The organism is Streptomyces sp. NPDC013157 (assembly GCF_042899865.1).
Lineage (GTDB): Bacteria > Actinomycetota > Actinomycetes > Streptomycetales > Streptomycetaceae > Streptomyces.
This window is the reverse complement of the sequence record NZ_JBIBAK010000020.1, coordinates 164,406-180,325: the sequence shown is the minus strand read 5'-3', so window position 1 is coordinate 180,325 and position 15,920 is coordinate 164,406. Positions and strand designations below refer to the sequence as shown.

At 72.1% G+C, this 15,920-nt stretch carries 13 protein-coding genes; 7 read left to right on the top strand and 6 right to left on the bottom strand.

Translation table 11 applies throughout. The features are described 5' to 3' along the window. Nucleotides 1-88: 88 nt before the first annotated feature. Nucleotides 89-853, bottom strand: coding sequence for a TVP38/TMEM64 family protein (locus tag ACFY6U_RS43215; protein WP_390047367.1), 765 nt, complete (start codon nucleotides 851-853; stop codon nucleotides 89-91). A 313-nt stretch (nucleotides 854-1,166) separates the two neighbouring features. On the opposite strand from ACFY6U_RS43215, the gene tuf reads away from it, so the two are divergent. Both tuf and ACFY6U_RS43205 read left to right on the top strand, forming a co-directional pair. Then, complete coding sequence (gene tuf / locus ACFY6U_RS43210; protein ID WP_390047365.1) at nucleotides 1,167-2,336, top strand: elongation factor Tu; 1,170 nt, start codon at nucleotides 1,167-1,169, stop codon at nucleotides 2,334-2,336. Nucleotides 2,337-2,453: 117 nt separating this feature from the next. After that, nucleotides 2,454-3,299: a spermidine synthase gene (locus ACFY6U_RS43205; RefSeq protein WP_390047363.1), complete on the top strand. Its 846-nt coding sequence runs from the start codon at nucleotides 2,454-2,456 to the stop codon at nucleotides 3,297-3,299. On the opposite strand, the gene ACFY6U_RS43200 is transcribed toward ACFY6U_RS43205, so the two are convergent. Both ACFY6U_RS43200 and ACFY6U_RS43195 read right to left on the bottom strand, forming a co-directional pair. Next, nucleotides 3,261-4,589, bottom strand: a complete 1,329-nt coding sequence (locus tag ACFY6U_RS43200; protein ID WP_390047361.1) for an MFS transporter — start codon at nucleotides 4,587-4,589, stop codon at nucleotides 3,261-3,263. The two genes, ACFY6U_RS43205 and ACFY6U_RS43200, sit on opposite strands and share 39 nt — an antisense overlap. A gap of 145 nt (nucleotides 4,590-4,734) precedes the next feature. Then, nucleotides 4,735-5,745: a hypothetical protein gene (locus ACFY6U_RS43195; protein ID WP_390047359.1), complete on the bottom strand. Its 1,011-nt coding sequence runs from the start codon at nucleotides 5,743-5,745 to the stop codon at nucleotides 4,735-4,737. A gap of 134 nt (nucleotides 5,746-5,879) precedes the next feature. Here ACFY6U_RS43195 and ACFY6U_RS43190 point away from each other — a divergent pair, with 134 nt between their 5' ends. Continuing rightward, a complete protein-coding gene (locus tag ACFY6U_RS43190) occupies nucleotides 5,880-6,317 on the top strand; it encodes a DUF4442 domain-containing protein (protein ID WP_390047481.1) in 438 nt (145 codons plus the stop codon). Nucleotides 6,318-6,462: 145 nt separating this feature from the next. On the opposite strand, the gene galU is transcribed toward ACFY6U_RS43190, so the two are convergent. Continuing rightward, complete coding sequence (gene galU / locus ACFY6U_RS43185) at nucleotides 6,463-7,413, bottom strand: UTP--glucose-1-phosphate uridylyltransferase GalU (protein ID WP_390047357.1); 951 nt, start codon at nucleotides 7,411-7,413, stop codon at nucleotides 6,463-6,465. A 414-nt stretch (nucleotides 7,414-7,827) separates the two neighbouring features. On the opposite strand from galU, the gene ACFY6U_RS43180 reads away from it, so the two are divergent. After that, nucleotides 7,828-9,663 (top strand): ricin-type beta-trefoil lectin domain protein, encoded by a 1,836-nt coding sequence (locus ACFY6U_RS43180; protein WP_390047355.1) that lies wholly within the window; start codon nucleotides 7,828-7,830, stop codon nucleotides 9,661-9,663. A 48-nt stretch (nucleotides 9,664-9,711) separates the two neighbouring features. Further along, on the top strand, nucleotides 9,712-10,383 hold the full coding sequence (locus tag ACFY6U_RS43175) for a TetR/AcrR family transcriptional regulator (protein WP_390047353.1): 672 nt from the start codon (nucleotides 9,712-9,714) through the stop codon (nucleotides 10,381-10,383). A 321-nt stretch (nucleotides 10,384-10,704) separates the two neighbouring features. Here ACFY6U_RS43175 and ACFY6U_RS43170 read toward each other — a convergent pair whose 3' ends face one another. Both ACFY6U_RS43170 and ACFY6U_RS43165 read right to left on the bottom strand, forming a co-directional pair. Next, the gene (locus ACFY6U_RS43170; RefSeq protein ID WP_390047352.1) at nucleotides 10,705-11,013 is read right to left on the bottom strand and encodes a DUF6980 family protein; all 309 of its coding nucleotides are present in this window, start codon (nucleotides 11,011-11,013) and stop codon (nucleotides 10,705-10,707) included. A 58-nt stretch (nucleotides 11,014-11,071) separates the two neighbouring features. After that, nucleotides 11,072-12,094 carry a hypothetical protein gene (locus ACFY6U_RS43165; protein ID WP_390047351.1) on the bottom strand — a complete coding sequence of 341 codons (1,023 nt, stop codon included), beginning with the start codon at nucleotides 12,092-12,094 and terminating at the stop codon, nucleotides 11,072-11,074. Between the two features lie 281 nt (nucleotides 12,095-12,375). Between ACFY6U_RS43165 and ACFY6U_RS43160 the strand changes: the two genes are divergently transcribed. Both ACFY6U_RS43160 and ACFY6U_RS43155 read left to right on the top strand, forming a co-directional pair. Then, complete coding sequence (locus tag ACFY6U_RS43160) at nucleotides 12,376-12,981, top strand: CGNR zinc finger domain-containing protein (protein WP_390047349.1); 606 nt, start codon at nucleotides 12,376-12,378, stop codon at nucleotides 12,979-12,981. Between the two features lie 284 nt (nucleotides 12,982-13,265). After that, nucleotides 13,266-15,746 (top strand): beta-glucosidase, encoded by a 2,481-nt coding sequence (locus ACFY6U_RS43155; RefSeq protein WP_390047348.1) that lies wholly within the window; start codon nucleotides 13,266-13,268, stop codon nucleotides 15,744-15,746. The last annotated feature ends 174 nt before the right edge of the window (nucleotides 15,747-15,920 follow it).

Genomic DNA, 15,920 nt, shown 5'->3' with positions numbered 1-15,920 from the left:
GCGGCTGCCGCGCCGTCGGGGCTGGGCGCGCAGTTCCCCGCGCCCCTTACGGGGCGCTGTGGTTGCGGGGCGCTGTAGCTATGGGGCGTTATCGCCCGGGGCGTAGGTGGTGGCGTTTTCTCCAGGCCACGACTGCTCCGGCCACCGCCGGGACGACGATCGCCGCCACCGAGATCAGGAACACCGGGGACGTCGGGGTCGAGGCGCGGGCGCCTGCCACGACGTAGGCGGCCACGTTCGGGATCGAGCCCAGGGCCGTGGCCACCAGGAACGGTGTGCAGCGCATGCGGGAGACGGCTGCCGCGTAGTTCGCGGCCCAGAACGGGACGCCTGGGAACAGGCGTACCGCCAGCATCGAGCGGAAGCCGTGCCTGCTGAACTGGTTGTCCGCCGCCTTCAGGAGCCGGCCGCGCAGCAGCGGGCGCAGGGCCTCCTGGCCGAGCATCCGGCCGAGCACGAAGGAGATCCACGCCCCGAGCACGGTGCCGGCCATGGCCGCGCCCATGCCCAGTGCCGAGCCGAACAGCGCGCCGGCCGCCAGGTTCAGGATCGGCCGGGGCACGAACGCCACCGTGATCAGGCCGTACGCCACCGCGAAGACCACCACCGCGGTGGTGCCCGCCACATGGGGCGGCCAGCCCTGCGTCATCAGCTTCTGGGGCTCGAAGAGCAGCACCGACGCCCCGGCCGCCGCCAGCAGCGCGACGAGCAGGGACAGCCGGGACCACGGCGACAGCAGCACGCGTGTGCAGCGTGCGCCGAAGCTGATCGGAGCGGGCACGGCGATGGTCAGCTCCTTGGCGGCGGCCCGGGGAGGGGCCGTGGCGGTGCCAGAGCGGTTGGCATCGAGCATTCGGTGACACTAACCGAAGCCGATGTGTGATCGCCGTATGGATCCTGTCCCTTGGGTGAACCGGAGCCGCGGAAAACCGTTCGACGTGGGGTGACGCGTCGGTCATGATCTGTGTCATGTTCCGGTTCGCCTTCCTCGTCGCAGCATCCGCAGTCGCGGATGCGCCGAAGGCTGCCGTTCCCGTTCTCGCGGCCGCTGTCGACGGCGCCCGAAGCTGACCCTCCCCGGAAAGTCCGGCGGACCCCGCAGGGGGAGGGTCGGCCAGTTCCTCGGGGTCCCCGCTCTTCCTTCGGACAAGCTTCGAGGTACAGCCATGCCCAAGACGGCATACGTCCGCACCAAACCGCATCTCAACATCGGCACGATGGGCCATGTCGACCACGGCAAGACCACCCTGACCGCCGCCATCACCAAGGTCCTCGCCGAGCGCGGCACCGGCACGTTCGTGCCGTTCGACCGCATCGACCGGGCCCCCGAGGAGGCCGCCCGCGGCATCACCATCAACATCGCGCACGTCGAGTACGAGACCGACACCCGGCATTACGCCCATGTGGACATGCCGGGCCATGCGGACTACGTCAAGAACATGGTCACCGGGGCCGCGCAGCTGGACGGCGCGATCCTCGTCGTCTCCGCGCTCGACGGGATCATGCCGCAGACCGCCGAACACGTGCTGCTCGCCCGGCAGGTGGGCGTCGACCACGTGGTGGTCGCGCTGAACAAGGCGGACTCGGCCGACGAGGAACTGGTCGAACTCGTCGAGCTGGAGGTCCGCGAGCTGCTCAGTTCGCACGGCTACGGCGGTGACTCCCTGCCCGTCGTACGGGTCTCCGGGCTCAAGGCGCTGGAGGGGGACCCGCGTTGGACGGCGTCGATCGAGGCGCTGCTCGACGCGGTGGACACCTACGTGCCGATGCCCGAGCGGTATCTGGACGCGCCGTTCCTGCTGCCGGTGGAGAACGTGCTCACCATCACCGGGCGCGGGACCGTCGTGACCGGTGCGGTCGAGAGGGGGACCGTGCGGGTCGGGGACCGGGTCGAGGTGCTCGGCGCGGACGTCGAGACGGTCGTCACCGGCCTGGAGACCTTCGGGAAGCCGATGGACGAGGCGCAGGCCGGGGACAACGTGGCGCTGCTGTTGCGGGGCGTGCCCCGGGACGCGGTGCGGCGGGGGCATGTGGTCGCGGCGCCGGGGAGCGTGGTGCCGGCCCGGCGGTTCTCGGCGCGGGTGTACGTCCTGTCGGGGCGTGAAGGGGGTCGTACGACTCCCGTCTCGACGGGGTACCGGCCGCAGTTCTACATCCGTACGGCGGATGTGGTCGGGGACGTCGACCTCGGCGAGACGGCGGTCGCCCGGCCCGGGGACACGGTGGAGATGACCGTGGAGCTGGGGCGGGACGTGCCGCTGGAGGCGGGGCTGGGGTTCGCCATCCGTGAGGGCGGCCGGACCGTGGGGGCGGGGACCGTGACCTCCGTGGAGTGAGGGGGCCGTGACCTCCGTGGTGGGAGGTCGCTGTGTGTGGGGGACTGCGGGCCGGTGGGGGCCGGTCGCGCAGTTCCCCGGGCCCTTGGCGAGGCATCGGCGTCGCACAATGGAGAAGTGAACGAATCCATACCCGTCGTCCGGGTCACCGAGCACGGGACCGCCAAGCTGATGCCCGATGTCGATCGGGAGCGGGCCTGGTTGCTGACCGTCGACGGGGCGCCGCAGTCGTACGTGGATCTCGACGAGCCGACGCATCTCGAGTTCGAGTACGCCCGGCGGCTCGGGTATGTGCTGGACGCCGTGGCGGAGGCCGGTGTGCCTCTGGACGTGCTGCATCTCGGCGGCGGTGCCTGCACGCTTCCCCGGTACGTGGCGGCGACCCGGCCCGGGTCCCGGCAGGATGTCGTGGACGCCGACCGGGAGCTGCTGGACCTGGTCACCGAGCATCTGCCACTGGCGGACGGCACCGGGATCGCCCTGCACGCCGCCGATGCGCGGGGCTGGCTGGAGGCGGCGCCCGGGGACTCGGCCGACGTGATCGTCGCCGACGTCTTCGGCGGGTCCCGGATCCCCGCGCATCTGACCTCGCTGGGGTACGCGAGGCAGGCGGAGCGGGTGCTGCGGGGCGACGGGGTCTACCTGGCCAACCTCGCGGACTCGGCCCCCTTCGGCTTCCTGCGCTCCCAACTCGCGACGTTCGCCGCCGTCTTCGAGGAGCTGGCGCTCATCGCCGAGCCCGGCGTGCTGCGCGGGCGGCGGTTCGGGAACGCGGTGCTCATCGCCTCGCACCGGCCGATCGACGCGGCTGCGCTGGCCCGTCGTACGGCTGCCGACGCCTTCCCGGCGCGGGTCGAACACGGGCCCGCGCTGCGGGAGTTCGTCGGCGCGGCCCGGCCGGTCGGGGACGCGGACGCCGTACCGTCACCCGAGCCCCCCGGCGGAGCGTTCGGGATCGGGTGAGGCGGCCGACGGCTGCGTGGTGACGGGGACCGTGCGGCGGGTGAGGTTGCGGACGTCCGGGACGCGGAGCACCGCGGCCGTGACGGCGACGACCAGGCCGGCGCAGCCCCACAGGGCCGGGCCCCGGCCGAAGGCCTGCTCGGCGGGGCCGGCCAGCGCCATCGCCAGGGGCAGCAGGGAGACGGAGCCGAACCAGTCGTACGCCGAGACCCGGGAGAGCTTCTCCTCGGGGATCTCCTGGTGCACCGCGGTCATCCAGGAGACGCCGAAGACCTCGACCGTCGTGCCCGCCACGAACATCACCGCGCAGAGGACTCCCACGGGGGCCGGCACCGCGAGCGCCGCGGAGGGGAGCGCGAGCGGGAAGATGCAGAGGGTGCCGACGAACAGGAGCCGGCGGGGTTTCCAGCGGGTCATCAGGAAGGCGCCGGCCACCGTACCCGCGCCGAACGCGGCCAAGGCCAGGCCCCAGGGGCCGGCTCCGCCCAGGCTGTCGCGGGCCACCAGCGGGCCGTAGACCGCGTCGGCGGCGCCCACCACCGCGTTCGCGATCGAGAACTGCACGACGATCCCCCACAGCCAGGGACGGCCCGTGAACTCCCGCCAGCCGTCCCGGAGATCGGCCAGCATCCCGTCGCCCGGTTCTCGCGGCGGGATGTGGCTGACGTCGAGGAACGAACGCAGCACACCGGCGACCGCGAACGCCGCCGCGTCCACCGCCAGCACCCAGCCGGGGCCCACCGCCGCCACCAGCGCGCCGCCCAGGGCCGCGCCCCCGAGGGCGGCGCTCTGCATCGCCATCCGGAACACGGCGAAGGCACGGCTCGCCTGTTCGCCGCTCACCGAGGACAGCAGCATGCCCTCCGCCGCCGGGCTGAAGAACGCCTGGCCGGTGCCGCCCAGCGCGGTGAGCAGCATCATCTGCCACAGACGGGGGTCGCCGGTGAGTACGAGGACGGCGAAGGCGCCCTGCGAGAGGAAGTTGAGGGCGTTGGCCGCGACCATCACGCGGTGGCGGGGGAAACGATCCGCCACGGCGCCGCCGACGAGCAGGAACAGCACCAGCGGGAAGGTGCGGGCGGCGGCCACCAGGCCGACGTCCCCGGCGTCGCCGCCCGCGTCCAGCACCGCGAACGCGGCGGCGATCAGGGAGCCGTTGGCACCCAGGCTCGTCACGATCGTCGCCGCGGTCAGCAGGCTGTAGTTGCGGCCCGCCCAGGCGGGTCTGCGCAGGCGGGAGGCGGTGCCGGGGGTGCTGGAGGGGCCGTGGAAGTCGGAGGCGGAGGTCACCGCCCGACTATCCCCGCCGGGAGCCCGCCCTGCCAACCCGATTCCCGGGCATCCCGGCCTCCGGGCCTCCGGGCCTCCGGTGTCCGGGCCTCCGGTCTCCGGGCCTCCGGCATCCGCCCTTCCGGTGTCCGGGCCCCGGCCGTGGTCAGCTCCCGGTCGGGGTGCCGTGCAGCCGGACCGTGCTGAGGATCTTCATGATCGTCGCCGTCGGGACCTCGCCGTTCACTCCCTCGGCGCCGTAGAAGTCCCACGACACCAGGTCGCCGGCCGAGTTCTCGAAGCCGAAGGTGATCGCCTTGCCGTCGCTCGCGCACTTGCCCTTCTGCGGGCTGTTCGTCGAACGCGCCCAGGCGTAGGCGCCCTTGAGGCCCGACGCGGTGGTGTACGCGGTGGCCTTCTTGTCGTAGGTGATGGTCTTCTTGTCCGGGTACGTGTAGCCGCCGTACACCCACCAGGGGACCTCCCGGACGGCCGCGTCGCCCGGGGTCTTCGCGCCGCTCTCGCCCTTGGTGCCCACCCCCGCCAGGGACGTGTCCTCGGTCCTGCCGTCCTTGTCGTCGTCGCTCGTGCACCACTTCGACTTGTACTGGGCGGGCGCCGACATCGTGATGATCGGCTTCCCGTCCTTGTCCTCGAAGCCGACGGACGTCCCCGGGGTGAGGACCTCCCAGTCGGCCGGCACGTCGAAGGCCGTGCCCCACTTGGGGTTCACGACGGTCTTCCAGCCCGCGATCGTCGGCTTCTCGGTCTCGTCGCCCCCGCGCGGATCGTCGTCGGCCGACGTGGAGGCCGAGGCGGAGGCGGCGACGGTGGGCGAATGGCTCACCTGCTGGTTCTTGCCGGAGTCCGCCTTGTCGTCCTTCTTGCCGCCGAGGACCAGGAAACCGGTCACGCCGGCCGCCACCACGACGGCCGTCGCCGCGATGATCGCGACCAGCTTCGTGCGGTCGCCGCCACCGCCCCCGCCCTGCGGCGGCTGCGGAGCGCCGGCGGGCCCGGGCGGGCCCCACTGCGGCTGCTGCCCGTACCCGCCCTGCGGCGGATACTGCTGGTAGCCGGGCTGCTGGTACGGATTCGGCTGCTGGTAACCCGGTTGCTGATACGGGTTGTTCTGCGGGTACTGCTCGCCCCCTGGCGGCTGCTGTTCTGGCCACATGGCTCGTAACCCTAGTGCCGGCCGGTCCGGCCGAAGGCGCGGGCGGGGGCCTTGCCTATGACAACGGTCATAACACCGCTTCTGGTCAGGCTCTGCTACTCGCTAGTAACATGCCCGTCATGAGCACTGACCAGATGTCGATCGGCGAGATGCTCGCCGCCACGGTCCCGATGGTCCGGACCCTCAACCTGGAGTACCTGGAAACCACTCCGGAGCGAGCCGTGCTGTCCCTTCCGGACCAGGGCGACTTCCACAACCACATCGGCGGCCCGCACGCGGGCGCGATGTTCACCCTCGCCGAGTCCGCGAGCGGCGCGATCGTGCTGGCCGCCTTCGGTGACCAGCTCTCCCGGGCCGTGCCGCTCGCCGTCAGCGCCGAGATCGCCTACAAGAAGGTCGCCCTCGGCCCGGTCAGGGCCACCGCGACCCTGGGCCGTCCGATCGCCGACGTCGTCGCGGAGCTGGACGAGGGCAAGCGCCCCGAGTTCCCGGTCGCCGTCGCCATCACGCGCGAGGACGGCGCGGTCACCGGTGAGATGACCGTCGTCTGGACGCTGCGTCCCAACGGCTGACCGGCCGGCCCTGCGCCGACGGCAGTCGGCACCCGGCATTCGACACCTGGTGTTCGACCCCGGCAGCCGGGGCTCGACGGCGGTGTCGGATGCCGGACGGGGTGAGCGTCGTAGGACCCTCACCCCGTCGGCCGTCGAGGGCCGCTCAGGCGGCGCGGCTCTCCTCGCGACCGGTCCCCGTCTCCTCCAGGCCTGCCACGAACTCCCTGAGCCAGGCCGTGAACTCCGGCCCCAGGTCCGGACGTTCGCAGGCGAGCCGGACCACCGTGCGCAGGTAGTCGGCCTTGTCGCCGGTGTCGTAGCGCAGCCCGTCGAAGACCACCCCGTGCACCGTGCCGGCCGCTGCCAGGTCCTGCAGTGCGTCCGTCAGCTGGATCTCGCCGCCGCGGCCGGGCGCGGTCCGCTCCAGGACGTCGAACACCTCGGGGTCGAGGACATAGCGGCCGATGACCGCGTAGTTGCTGGGTGCCTTCTCCGGGGACGGCTTCTCCACCAGGCCGGTCACCCGGACCACGCCGTCCTCGCCGGTCGGCTCGACGGCGGCACAGCCGTAGAGGTGGACCTGTGACGGGTCGACCTCCATCAGTGCGACGACACTGCCCTGGTGGCGGTCGCGGACGTCCAGCATCCGGCTGAGCAGGGTCTCGCGGGCGTCGATCAGGTCGTCGCCGAGGAGTACCGCGAAGGGCTGGTCGCCCACGTGGTGCCTGGCGCACAGGACCGCGTGGCCGAGGCCCAGCGGGTCGCCCTGGCGGATGTGGTGGATGTCGGCGAGCCGCGCGGGATCGCGTACGGCGTCCAGGCGCACGGTGTCGCCCTTGGCGGCCAGCGCCTGTTCCAGCTCGAAGGCGTGGTCGAAGTGGTCCTCGATGGCCCGCTTGTGCCGGCCGGTGACCATGAGGATGTCGTCGAGCCCGGCCTTGGCGGCCTCCTCGACGACGTACTGGATGGCCGGCTTGTCGACGACCGGCAGCATCTCCTTCGGCGTCGCCTTGGTGGCGGGCAGGAACCGGGTGCCGAGCCCGGCGGCCGGGACGACCGCCTTGCGGACCGGCCGGGGGGACGAGGGGGCGGGGGAGGGGTGGGGGGCGATCATGCGGCACATGCTGGCCCACCGGGATGAGAGGGGGCCGGGAGAAACATGGGAGGTGGCTGTGGAACCCGGCGTTGCGCCGCGGGTGACCCCGGCCGTCCGTGAGTTGAAGATTTCGTGTGCCACCGGGTCCCCGGCGCACACAAGTTGAACCTGTGCGACCGCTGAATCCGGACCGGATGCGGATACCGCCGGTAACTTATCTGAATACGCGGTTTTTTGAACCTGAGTCACCTCAACTTCTTGTTTCCTGTGAGACCTGTGTGCAAAGGTGAGCCACCCCGCGGGAGGGCCCACGGAACGGTACGGCCGTCAGACCGGCCGTTATGGACCCCAAAAGGTACGCACCAATCAGCACTGCATTCCGTCAGGGCGCCATTTCGCATGCCGTCCTGCGGCTCGGAAGGAAATGGTTCAGTGCAATCCCCCTACCCCCCACGCCCGCCCTACCCGCCTCGCCCCGGTTCGGCCCCGGGGGAGTCCGACCGCAATCTCATCGCCCAGCTCACCGGCGCCCCCGCGGCCAGGCATCATGCCGTCGCCCTGCTGCTGGCCCGGCACTGGCGTGCCACCTGCGACTACGCCGTGGTCTGCCTCGCCGCCGCCACGCCCACCGCCCAGCTCGTCGCCAGTGCCGCCTTCGAGCGGGTCCTCGGCAGGCTGGCCGGCGGTGCGGTGGGCGGTGCCCTGCGTCCGCAGCTCCTCGTGGCGGTACGGGAGACCGTCCGCGCGTGGGCCGCCGACGAAGCCGTATCGGTGGTCGCGCCGGAACTGCGCAAGACCACCGGCGGCCGCGGACTCAGCGCCGCAGGACCCGGCACCCCCGAAAGACGGCAACTCGCCGAACGTGCTTTCCAGGCTCTTCCGGGAGCCTCGCAATGCCTCCTCTGGCACACCGAGGTCGAAGCCGAACCCATAAACATACCCACTGGTCTGCTGGGCGTCGACATCGCTACCGCGACCGCCGCACTCGACGAGGCCCGCGAGCAATTCAGGACGGGATTGGTGCGCGCCCACCGGGAACTCGCGCCCTCGAAGGAATGCCGCTTCTACAACCGGCTCCTCGACCTCCCCATTCGCCGGGGCGGCGCTCTGCTCCCGGATGTGCAACGGCATCTCACCGACTGCCGGTACTGCCGGCACGCCGCCGAACAACTCAGCCATTTCGACGGCGGCCTGGGGGTGCTGCTCGCCGAGACCGTGCTCGGCTGGGGCGCCCGCCGCTATCTCGACTCGCGGCCCGGACCCGGCGCGGTCGTGGAGGCCTGGCCCGCCGGAGGCGAGGCCGCGCGCGAGGCAGTGGCGCCCGGCGGACGGCACCGCATCGTGACCGGGAGCGGACGGCGCAAGGCCGTGCTGGCCGGTGCCTGCCTGGTCTCCCTCGCACTCCTGGCCACCGTGCTCGTGGCCAAGGGCTGGTCCGACGACGGCGGTGTCCCGCGCCCCGGCACCACCTCCTGGGGAGCCCCCGGCGGCGGCACCACCCGGTCCGGCCCCGCCGTGAACCCGCCCTCCTCGACTTCCCCGTCCCCGGCCTCGGCAGGCGAGCCCGTCGAGATCGCCCACGGCAGGCTGCGCAGCCTCGACGCCGGGCGCTGCGTCGACGTGCGCGGGGGCAGGGTGCGGACCGGGGCCGAACTGCGGCTCGGCCCGTGTTCGGACGCCGGGTCGCAGCAGTGGTCGTACCAGGACGACGGCATGCTGCGCAGCGCGCTCGACCCCACCCTCTGCCTCGTCGCCGACCCCGGTGCGCACAGCGTCGTGGTCGCCGGCTGCCTGGTGCACGCGGGGGAGGTGTCGTACGACCTGACGGTGCGCGGCGAGCTCGTGCTCCGCTGGGACAAGGGCCTCGTGCTGGCAGCGGACGGCACGCGGGTGGTCGTGGCCGGGCGGAACGGGTCGGTGCGGCAGCGGTGGGAGATGGTGTCCGCGAGCGGCGGTGTGTCGGTGACGCCGAAGACCACGCCTTCCGCACCATCCGTGCCGGGCAGGACCGGCCCGACGGGGATCCTTGTGCCCCCGCCCGTTCCGGAGGAGCAGTCCGCCGAGCCGCAGGAGCCCTACGGCACCCGGGTCGCCCAGGCCGGGGACCGGCGCCCTCCCGCCGCTGTCAAACCGACCGCGCCCCACGAGCCCGAGAGCCCGGGCCCGGGTCCGGCCGACGAGGCCCTGGACACTGTGCCGGCCACCGTGACGGACGTCCTGGACGCCGTTCCCGACGTCGCGAAGGTAGCGGGCGGCCTGCTCGGCTGATACCGGATGGGGCCGGTCGGTCGAGCGCGGCGGAGCGCCGGCGGTCGGTTGCGGCACAGCCGTTCGACCGCCCGGTCGGCGGCGACTGCCTGCCGCAGGCGGTCGACGACCGCGGGCAGGCGCGCGGCGGGCATCCGGGCCGCCTCCCTCTACCAGCTCTTCGGCGACAAGGACGGACTCCTTTCGGCGCTGGCCATCCACGCCTTCGACCTCTGCTTGGCGCAGAAGCAGACCTTGTCGTCGAGCGGCGACCCGGTCGACGACATGCGCCGCGGATGGGACATGCACGTCGACTTCGGTCTCAAGCACCCCGCCTTCCATCTTCTGGTGTACGGCACCGACCGCCCCGGCCGTCGCCCACCTGCCGCGCGGGAGGCTCAGGAACTCCTCATGACGTTCCTCCACCGCGCCGCCTCCGACGGCCGCCTACGTGTACCGCCCGTCCTTGCCGCCCACCTCATCATGGCGGCGGTGACCGGCGTCACGCTCTCCCTGATCGGCATCCCCGAGAACGACCGCGACCCGGAGATCTCACCACGCATGCGGGAAGCGCTCATCGACGCCCTGACCACCGGCACGAGCCCGGCCCCAGAGCCCGCCCTGGCCGCTCGCGCCCTCGCGCTCGATGCCACCCTCGGCGCAGCGAATCCAGCCACCGTCCCGCTCCGCCCCGTCGAGACCGCACTCCTGCAGGACTGGCTCCAGCATCTCGCCCGCTAGGACGAGCCGGGTCCTCCAGAGCCATGTGCCAGACACGGCCCAGGGCCTGTCCGGCGGATCTTTCCGGGCTCGGCGCTCCTTGTCCGGTGCCACCTGGTCTTGAGCTTGTGCCATCCGGGATGGTCCGCGTGTGCGTCAGAGGAACAGCAGAATCGACCACATGATCGCGGCCAGGACCGGTAGTGCGTAGACGACGATCGGCCAGAAGGCCCGGTCGCGTGGTGGTGCGGCCCCCGCGCCGGACACTCGCGCAGTGGCTGCTGCGCAGGCCCGCATCCCGTCCCGCGGGCGCCTGACTCCGGCCGGGACGGCCGCAATCTCTCACCCTCCTCGGGCCAGCCAGCGCTCGTCGCGGAACTCGGCGGGGACCTCGTCCGCCCACGGATCGATCCCGCGGCGTTCCAGTTCGTCGAACCACCGGTCCCGTTGCGACTCGGGGAGACGCCGACCGCACCAGGGGCAGAACTCGATGGTGATGCTCGATGTGCCGCCGTCATGGATGATCAGGCCGTACTCCTGGAACCGGGCGCTGAATTCGATCAGCGCGTCCGGGCAGGCGAAGGGGTCGTCGTGCCGGTCGCAGGGCACGTTCAGGCGGCTGTTCATCGCCTCGCAGCAATGGCTGGTCATGACCTCGGTTCTTCGTTGATCGGGGCTCTGCCCAGCAGTGGATCAGAGTCGCCGTCCGCTACGAGGTCGCGCCCCGGACGGGTGCGTCGAGTGCGGGGAGCGGGGTCGCCGGGCTCTGCTGGGTGGTGCGGAAGGCCAGGAGGACTGCGGAGCCCGCGGCCCACAGGACGAGTGTCGCCAGCGGGGCGAGGACGTGGGAGCCCCGGAAGTAGCTGAGGTCGGCGATGGCGCGGACGGCGGCGCCGGGGGGCAGCAGCTCCGACAGGGCCCGGGCGCCGCCGGGCATCAGGTTGGTGCCGATGGTCGCGCCGCTGGTGGAGTTGCCGACGGTCAGCAGCAGCAGGGTGGCGAGGGGGATGCCGAGGGGGCCGACGTAGGTGGCCAGCATTTTCGTGGCGAAGGCCGCGGCGGCGGCCAGCAGGGCCAGGACGAAGGCGAGGGGGAGATACGGCGCGGGGACGGCTCCGAGGACGGGGCCGGCGATGGCGGCTGCGACCAGGCCGGATGCCGCGGCGAACGCGGCCATCAGGGCGAAGCGGTGCCGCAGCCGGAGCTGGCTGCTGAGTCCCACGACGTTCTGGGCGAGGGCGAAGCCCGAGAGGGTCACTCCGAAGGAGACGTAGAACCCGGCCAGGCCGCGGGCGTCGTACCGGTCGAGAGGCACGATGTCGGAGACGCTGAGGTGCCGGTCGGCGCCGTGCGCGTAGGCCCTGGCGAGTTTCGTGACCGCGGTGGTCGTCGACAGGCCGTTCGCGCTCGCGACATCGAGTTCGAGCTCTCTGCCATGCGGGCCGCTGCCGAACGCGGCCACGACGTCGCGGTGGCGCAGCGCATCGCGCGCCTCGGCGGCGGAACGGGCGTGCCGGACCTCGACGGAGTCGCCGAGGTCCTGCTGGACCTTGTCCGCCAGCTTCGCGCCCGTGACCGCCACGGGGATCCGGTGGGGCTGGGGGTCGCGCATGAGTCCGATGTAGCAGCTGACGAACGCCGAGACGATGACCAGGCCGATCAGGAACGGCTGCAGCCACACACGGACGGCACGGCGGCGCTTGTGGTGCGGGGGGCGGGGCTGGGGATGCACTCCGGGTTTCTCCATGACTGGTGGTGGATCGACGGCAGCGGCACGCGCGTGGCGGTGTCGAACATCTGCCATCGGACACAACGCCCACGCGACAGAAGTGTATGCCCATTGGTTATTTCGGCCCGATGTGACGCTGACCTCGGTCTTTGGTGGTGGACGCCGCCGCAGCCGTGCGGATACTGCGGGACGGGAGGGACGAGTGTCTCGTTCACGACATGGGCATATATTGTTTGGTTGTGTCGTTTACCCAAGTGTTCACGTAGCGTCGAAGGGGTCCGCCGATGTCCTGGACGGCCACAGCCCGATACGGCCTGGAGCCCGCCCCGGGTGGGCTCGCCTTCGTGCAGGACCTGCTGAACACGCTGTCCGCCGGCCAGCGGCGCGAGCCCGACCTGCTGCGGACCGTCGAGGACGCCCGTGCCTGGCTCGACCAAGCCCTGCGGAGCTGGGGCGGCGTGACCCGTCGGCCCATACCCGGCATCGAACTGACGGCCGAGGACGTGGAGGGCCTCCGCGGCTTGCGCCATGACCTGGCCCAGATCCTCGACGCCCGGCACGGTGCCCCGGCGACGGAGTCCGGCCCGGCGGCTTCGGTGCTGACCCTGCCCACCGCACTGCGGCTCGACGAGCACGGGGTCGTCCATGCCGAGCCCCGCGGCACGGGCTGGCGGCAGGTGGCTTCACTCGCCCTGACGGAGCTCTACCAAGCGCAGTGCACCGACACGCTGCGCCGCCTGAAGTCCTGCCGCAACCCCCGCTGTCTGACCGCCTTCTACGACCGCTCCCGCAACAACAGCGGCGTCTGGCACGACGTCCACGTCTGCGGAAACGCGGCCAACCTGCGCAACTACCGTGCGCGCAAGCGGGCGGGCGCGGACCGGGTCTGACGGGAGGCGGGCCCCGGCCCGCCCCGGCGGACCGCCGGCCGTCCCGGTCCCGGAGGGCCGGCCCTCCGTTTTCGGTTCTTGTCGGCGTCGGGCCCTTTTCTTGTTCAGATCGTTGACACGAGTCACCACCGGATCTAGGTTTCCGACGCGCCGGTGATGCGACTGACGGCTCGTCAAGGTCCTGTGGGGGTGGATGCGTTCACAGGCCGAACGCGCTCGGGGGTTGCCTTCGGCGTCCTCGCGGTCCACATCGTCGTGCCCGCACACCGAAGGAGTGACGGCTCATGTCCGAAACCGTCTCCCGACGATCCGCCCTGCGCCTCACGGCCGGTGCCGTCGCCGTCGCCGCCGCGGCCACCGGCGGACTCATACCGCTCACGCCCGCCGCGGCGGCGGACAGACCCGAGACCGGGGCAGGCCCCCGCGTGGAGAGGCTGCTCGCCAGACTCACGCTCGACGAGAAGATCTCCCTGCTGCACGGGGCCGACGACCCCGACTCGCTCGGCCAGGCCGGCTACGTGCCCGGCGTCCCCCGGCTGAACATCCCGCCCCTCCGGCTCGCCGACGGCCCGGCCGGCGTCCGCATCGCCGAACACGCCACCGCACTGCCCGCCCCGGTGCTGCTCGCCTCCGCCTTCGATCCCGAACTGGCCCGCCGCTACGGCCAGGTGATTGGCCGGGAGGGCCGCGCCCTCGGCCAGGACGTGCTGCTCTCCCCGATGGTCAACCTCATCCGCACCCCCTACGCGGGCCGCAATTTCGAGACGTTCAGCGAGGACCCGCTGCTCGCCTCCGACCTGGTCGCCGCCGAGATCCGGGGCATCCAGGGCGAAGGCCTGATCGCGACCGTCAAGCACTTCGCCCTCAACAACCAGGAGCAGGACCGCAACACGATCGACGTGCACGCCGGTGAACAGACCATGCACGAACTCGAACTGCGCGGCTTCGAGGCAGCGGTGGACGCCGGCACCGGTGCGGTGATGGGCTCCTACAACCGGGTCAACTCCACCTTCGCCTGCGAGAACAGGACCCTCCTCACCGACATCCTCCGTGACCAGTGGGGCTTCGCGGGCTGGGTGATGACCGACTGGTTCGCCGCCCACAGCACCGTCGCCGCGATCACCGCCGGCCTCGACATGGAGATGCCCGACGGCACGTACTTCGGGACGGCCCTCAAGTCGGCGGTGCAGAACGGCAGCGTGCCCGAGCGGTACGTCGACCGGGCGGTACGGCGGATCCTCGCGGTGATGGACCGCTTCGGCCTCCTCGACGGCAGCGCCCCGCCCCGCCCCGGCCGCGACGCCACGGCGGGCGCCGCCGTGGCCCTGGCGGTCGCCAAGGCGGGCGCCACCCTGCTGCGCAACGAGCACGGCACCCTGCCCCTGGACGACGGCAGCGTCGCGGTGATCGGACCGACCGGCTCGCTGCCCTTCGTCAGCGGCGGCGGCAGCGCCCATGTCGTCCCCGACCACGCCGACAGCCCCCTCGACGCCATCAAGGCCCGGACCCGCGGCCCGGTCACCTACGCCCTCGGCGAGGACCTGTTCGGCAAGGCCCTGCCGGCCGGCGCCCTCAGCCCCGGCTTCACCAGCGAGGGACAGCGGGTGGGCGCCGGAGAGCAGTGGACGTACGACGGCACGCTCACCGTCGCCGAGGACGACGAGTGGACCTTCGCGCTCCACTTCTCCTCCGCGGCCACCGCCCGCCCCAAGGTCCTGCTCGACGGCGAGGAGCTCTTCCCCCTCGCGGCCGGATACGGCGAGTACTTCTCCGGCGGCCTGGTCGCCGCGGCCCCCGACGGCCTGGGCGTCCGCCGCAGGACACTTCAACTGGCCCGCGGCACCCACACGTTGAAGATCACCGCGGACGGCGGCGACTCGGGTCTGCTGTTCCGGCTGCGCCGCATCACCGGCGCGACCCGCGCCCAGGACCTCGCCGACGCGGTCGGCGCCGCCCGAGCGGCCCGCCATGTCGTGCTGTTCGCCTACGAGGACGCCACCGAGGGCCTCGACCGCACCACCGTCGCCCTCCCCGGCCACCAGGAACAGCTGATCCGCGCGGTGACGGCGGCCAACCCGCGCACCACCGTCGTCCTCAACACCTCGTCGTGCACCTCGATGCCGTGGCTGGCGGGGACCGGAGCCGTGCTCCAGATGTACTACCCCGGCCAGGAGGGCGCGGCCGCCACCGCCGCCGTCCTCTTCGGCGACAGCGACCCGGGCGGACGTCTCACCCAGTCCTTCCCGGCCGACGACGACCACCACCCCGTCGCCGGCGACCCACGCCGCTACCCCGGCGTCGACGGGGTGGAGGAGTACTCGGAGGGCATCCACGCCGGCTACCGCTGGTACGACGCGCAGGGCGTGCGGCCCCTGTTCCCCTTCGGGCACGGGCTGTCGTACACCTCCTTCGCCTACTCCGACCCGCAGGCGCGGTGGGCGCACGGCGGACTGGAGGTCACGTTCACCGTGCGCAACACCGGGCGCCGCGCCGGGATCGCGGTGCCGCAGGTGTACGTCGGGCCCTCTCCGGATCTCCGACTCGACCAGGCGGTACGGGTGTTGGGCGGCTACCGGCGACTGGAGCTGGCGGCCGGGGAGCGGCGGCGGGTGACCGTGCGGGTCGCCGCGCGCACCCTGTCTTCCTGGGACGCGCGGCACCATCGCTGGACGCTCGGCACCGGGCGGCGGACCGTCTGGGTCGGCGCCTCGTCGGGCGACCTGAGGCTGCGCACCGGCGTGCGGGTGGGTGGCGGGCACCGCTGAATTCCTGTCAATGAACGGCCGGAGAGCAGAGGCTCTCCGGCCGTTTACTTCAAGGGTTTACAAGAATTTTCCCCGCTGTGTGTTTCATTTGAAGTGACGTGGTTGAAGGCAGGTTTTTGTCAGGATTGGGTGAGGGCCGGCGCAGGAGCGCTCCGTTCGGGTTTCCGGTGTGCC

Bases quoted from the DNA above. Each gene is read 5' to 3' on its own strand.
- tuf (WP_390047365.1), top strand. From the start codon at position 1,167: ATGCCCAAGACGGCATACGTCCGCACCAAACCGCATCTCAACATCGGC.
- ACFY6U_RS43160 (WP_390047349.1), top strand. From the start codon at position 12,376: ATGTCCTGGACGGCCACAGCCCGATACGGCCTGGAGCCCGCCCCGGGT.
- ACFY6U_RS43190 (WP_390047481.1), top strand. From the start codon at position 5,880: ATGTCGATCGGCGAGATGCTCGCCGCCACGGTCCCGATGGTCCGGACC.
- ACFY6U_RS43155 (WP_390047348.1), top strand. From the start codon at position 13,266: ATGTCCGAAACCGTCTCCCGACGATCCGCCCTGCGCCTCACGGCCGGT.
- galU (WP_390047357.1), bottom strand. From the start codon at position 7,413: ATGATCGCCCCCCACCCCTCCCCCGCCCCCTCGTCCCCCCGGCCGGTC.
- ACFY6U_RS43195 (WP_390047359.1), bottom strand. From the start codon at position 5,745: ATGTGGCCAGAACAGCAGCCGCCAGGGGGCGAGCAGTACCCGCAGAAC.
- ACFY6U_RS43170 (WP_390047352.1), bottom strand. From the start codon at position 11,013: ATGACCAGCCATTGCTGCGAGGCGATGAACAGCCGCCTGAACGTGCCC.
- ACFY6U_RS43215 (WP_390047367.1), bottom strand. From the start codon at position 853: ATGCTCGATGCCAACCGCTCTGGCACCGCCACGGCCCCTCCCCGGGCC.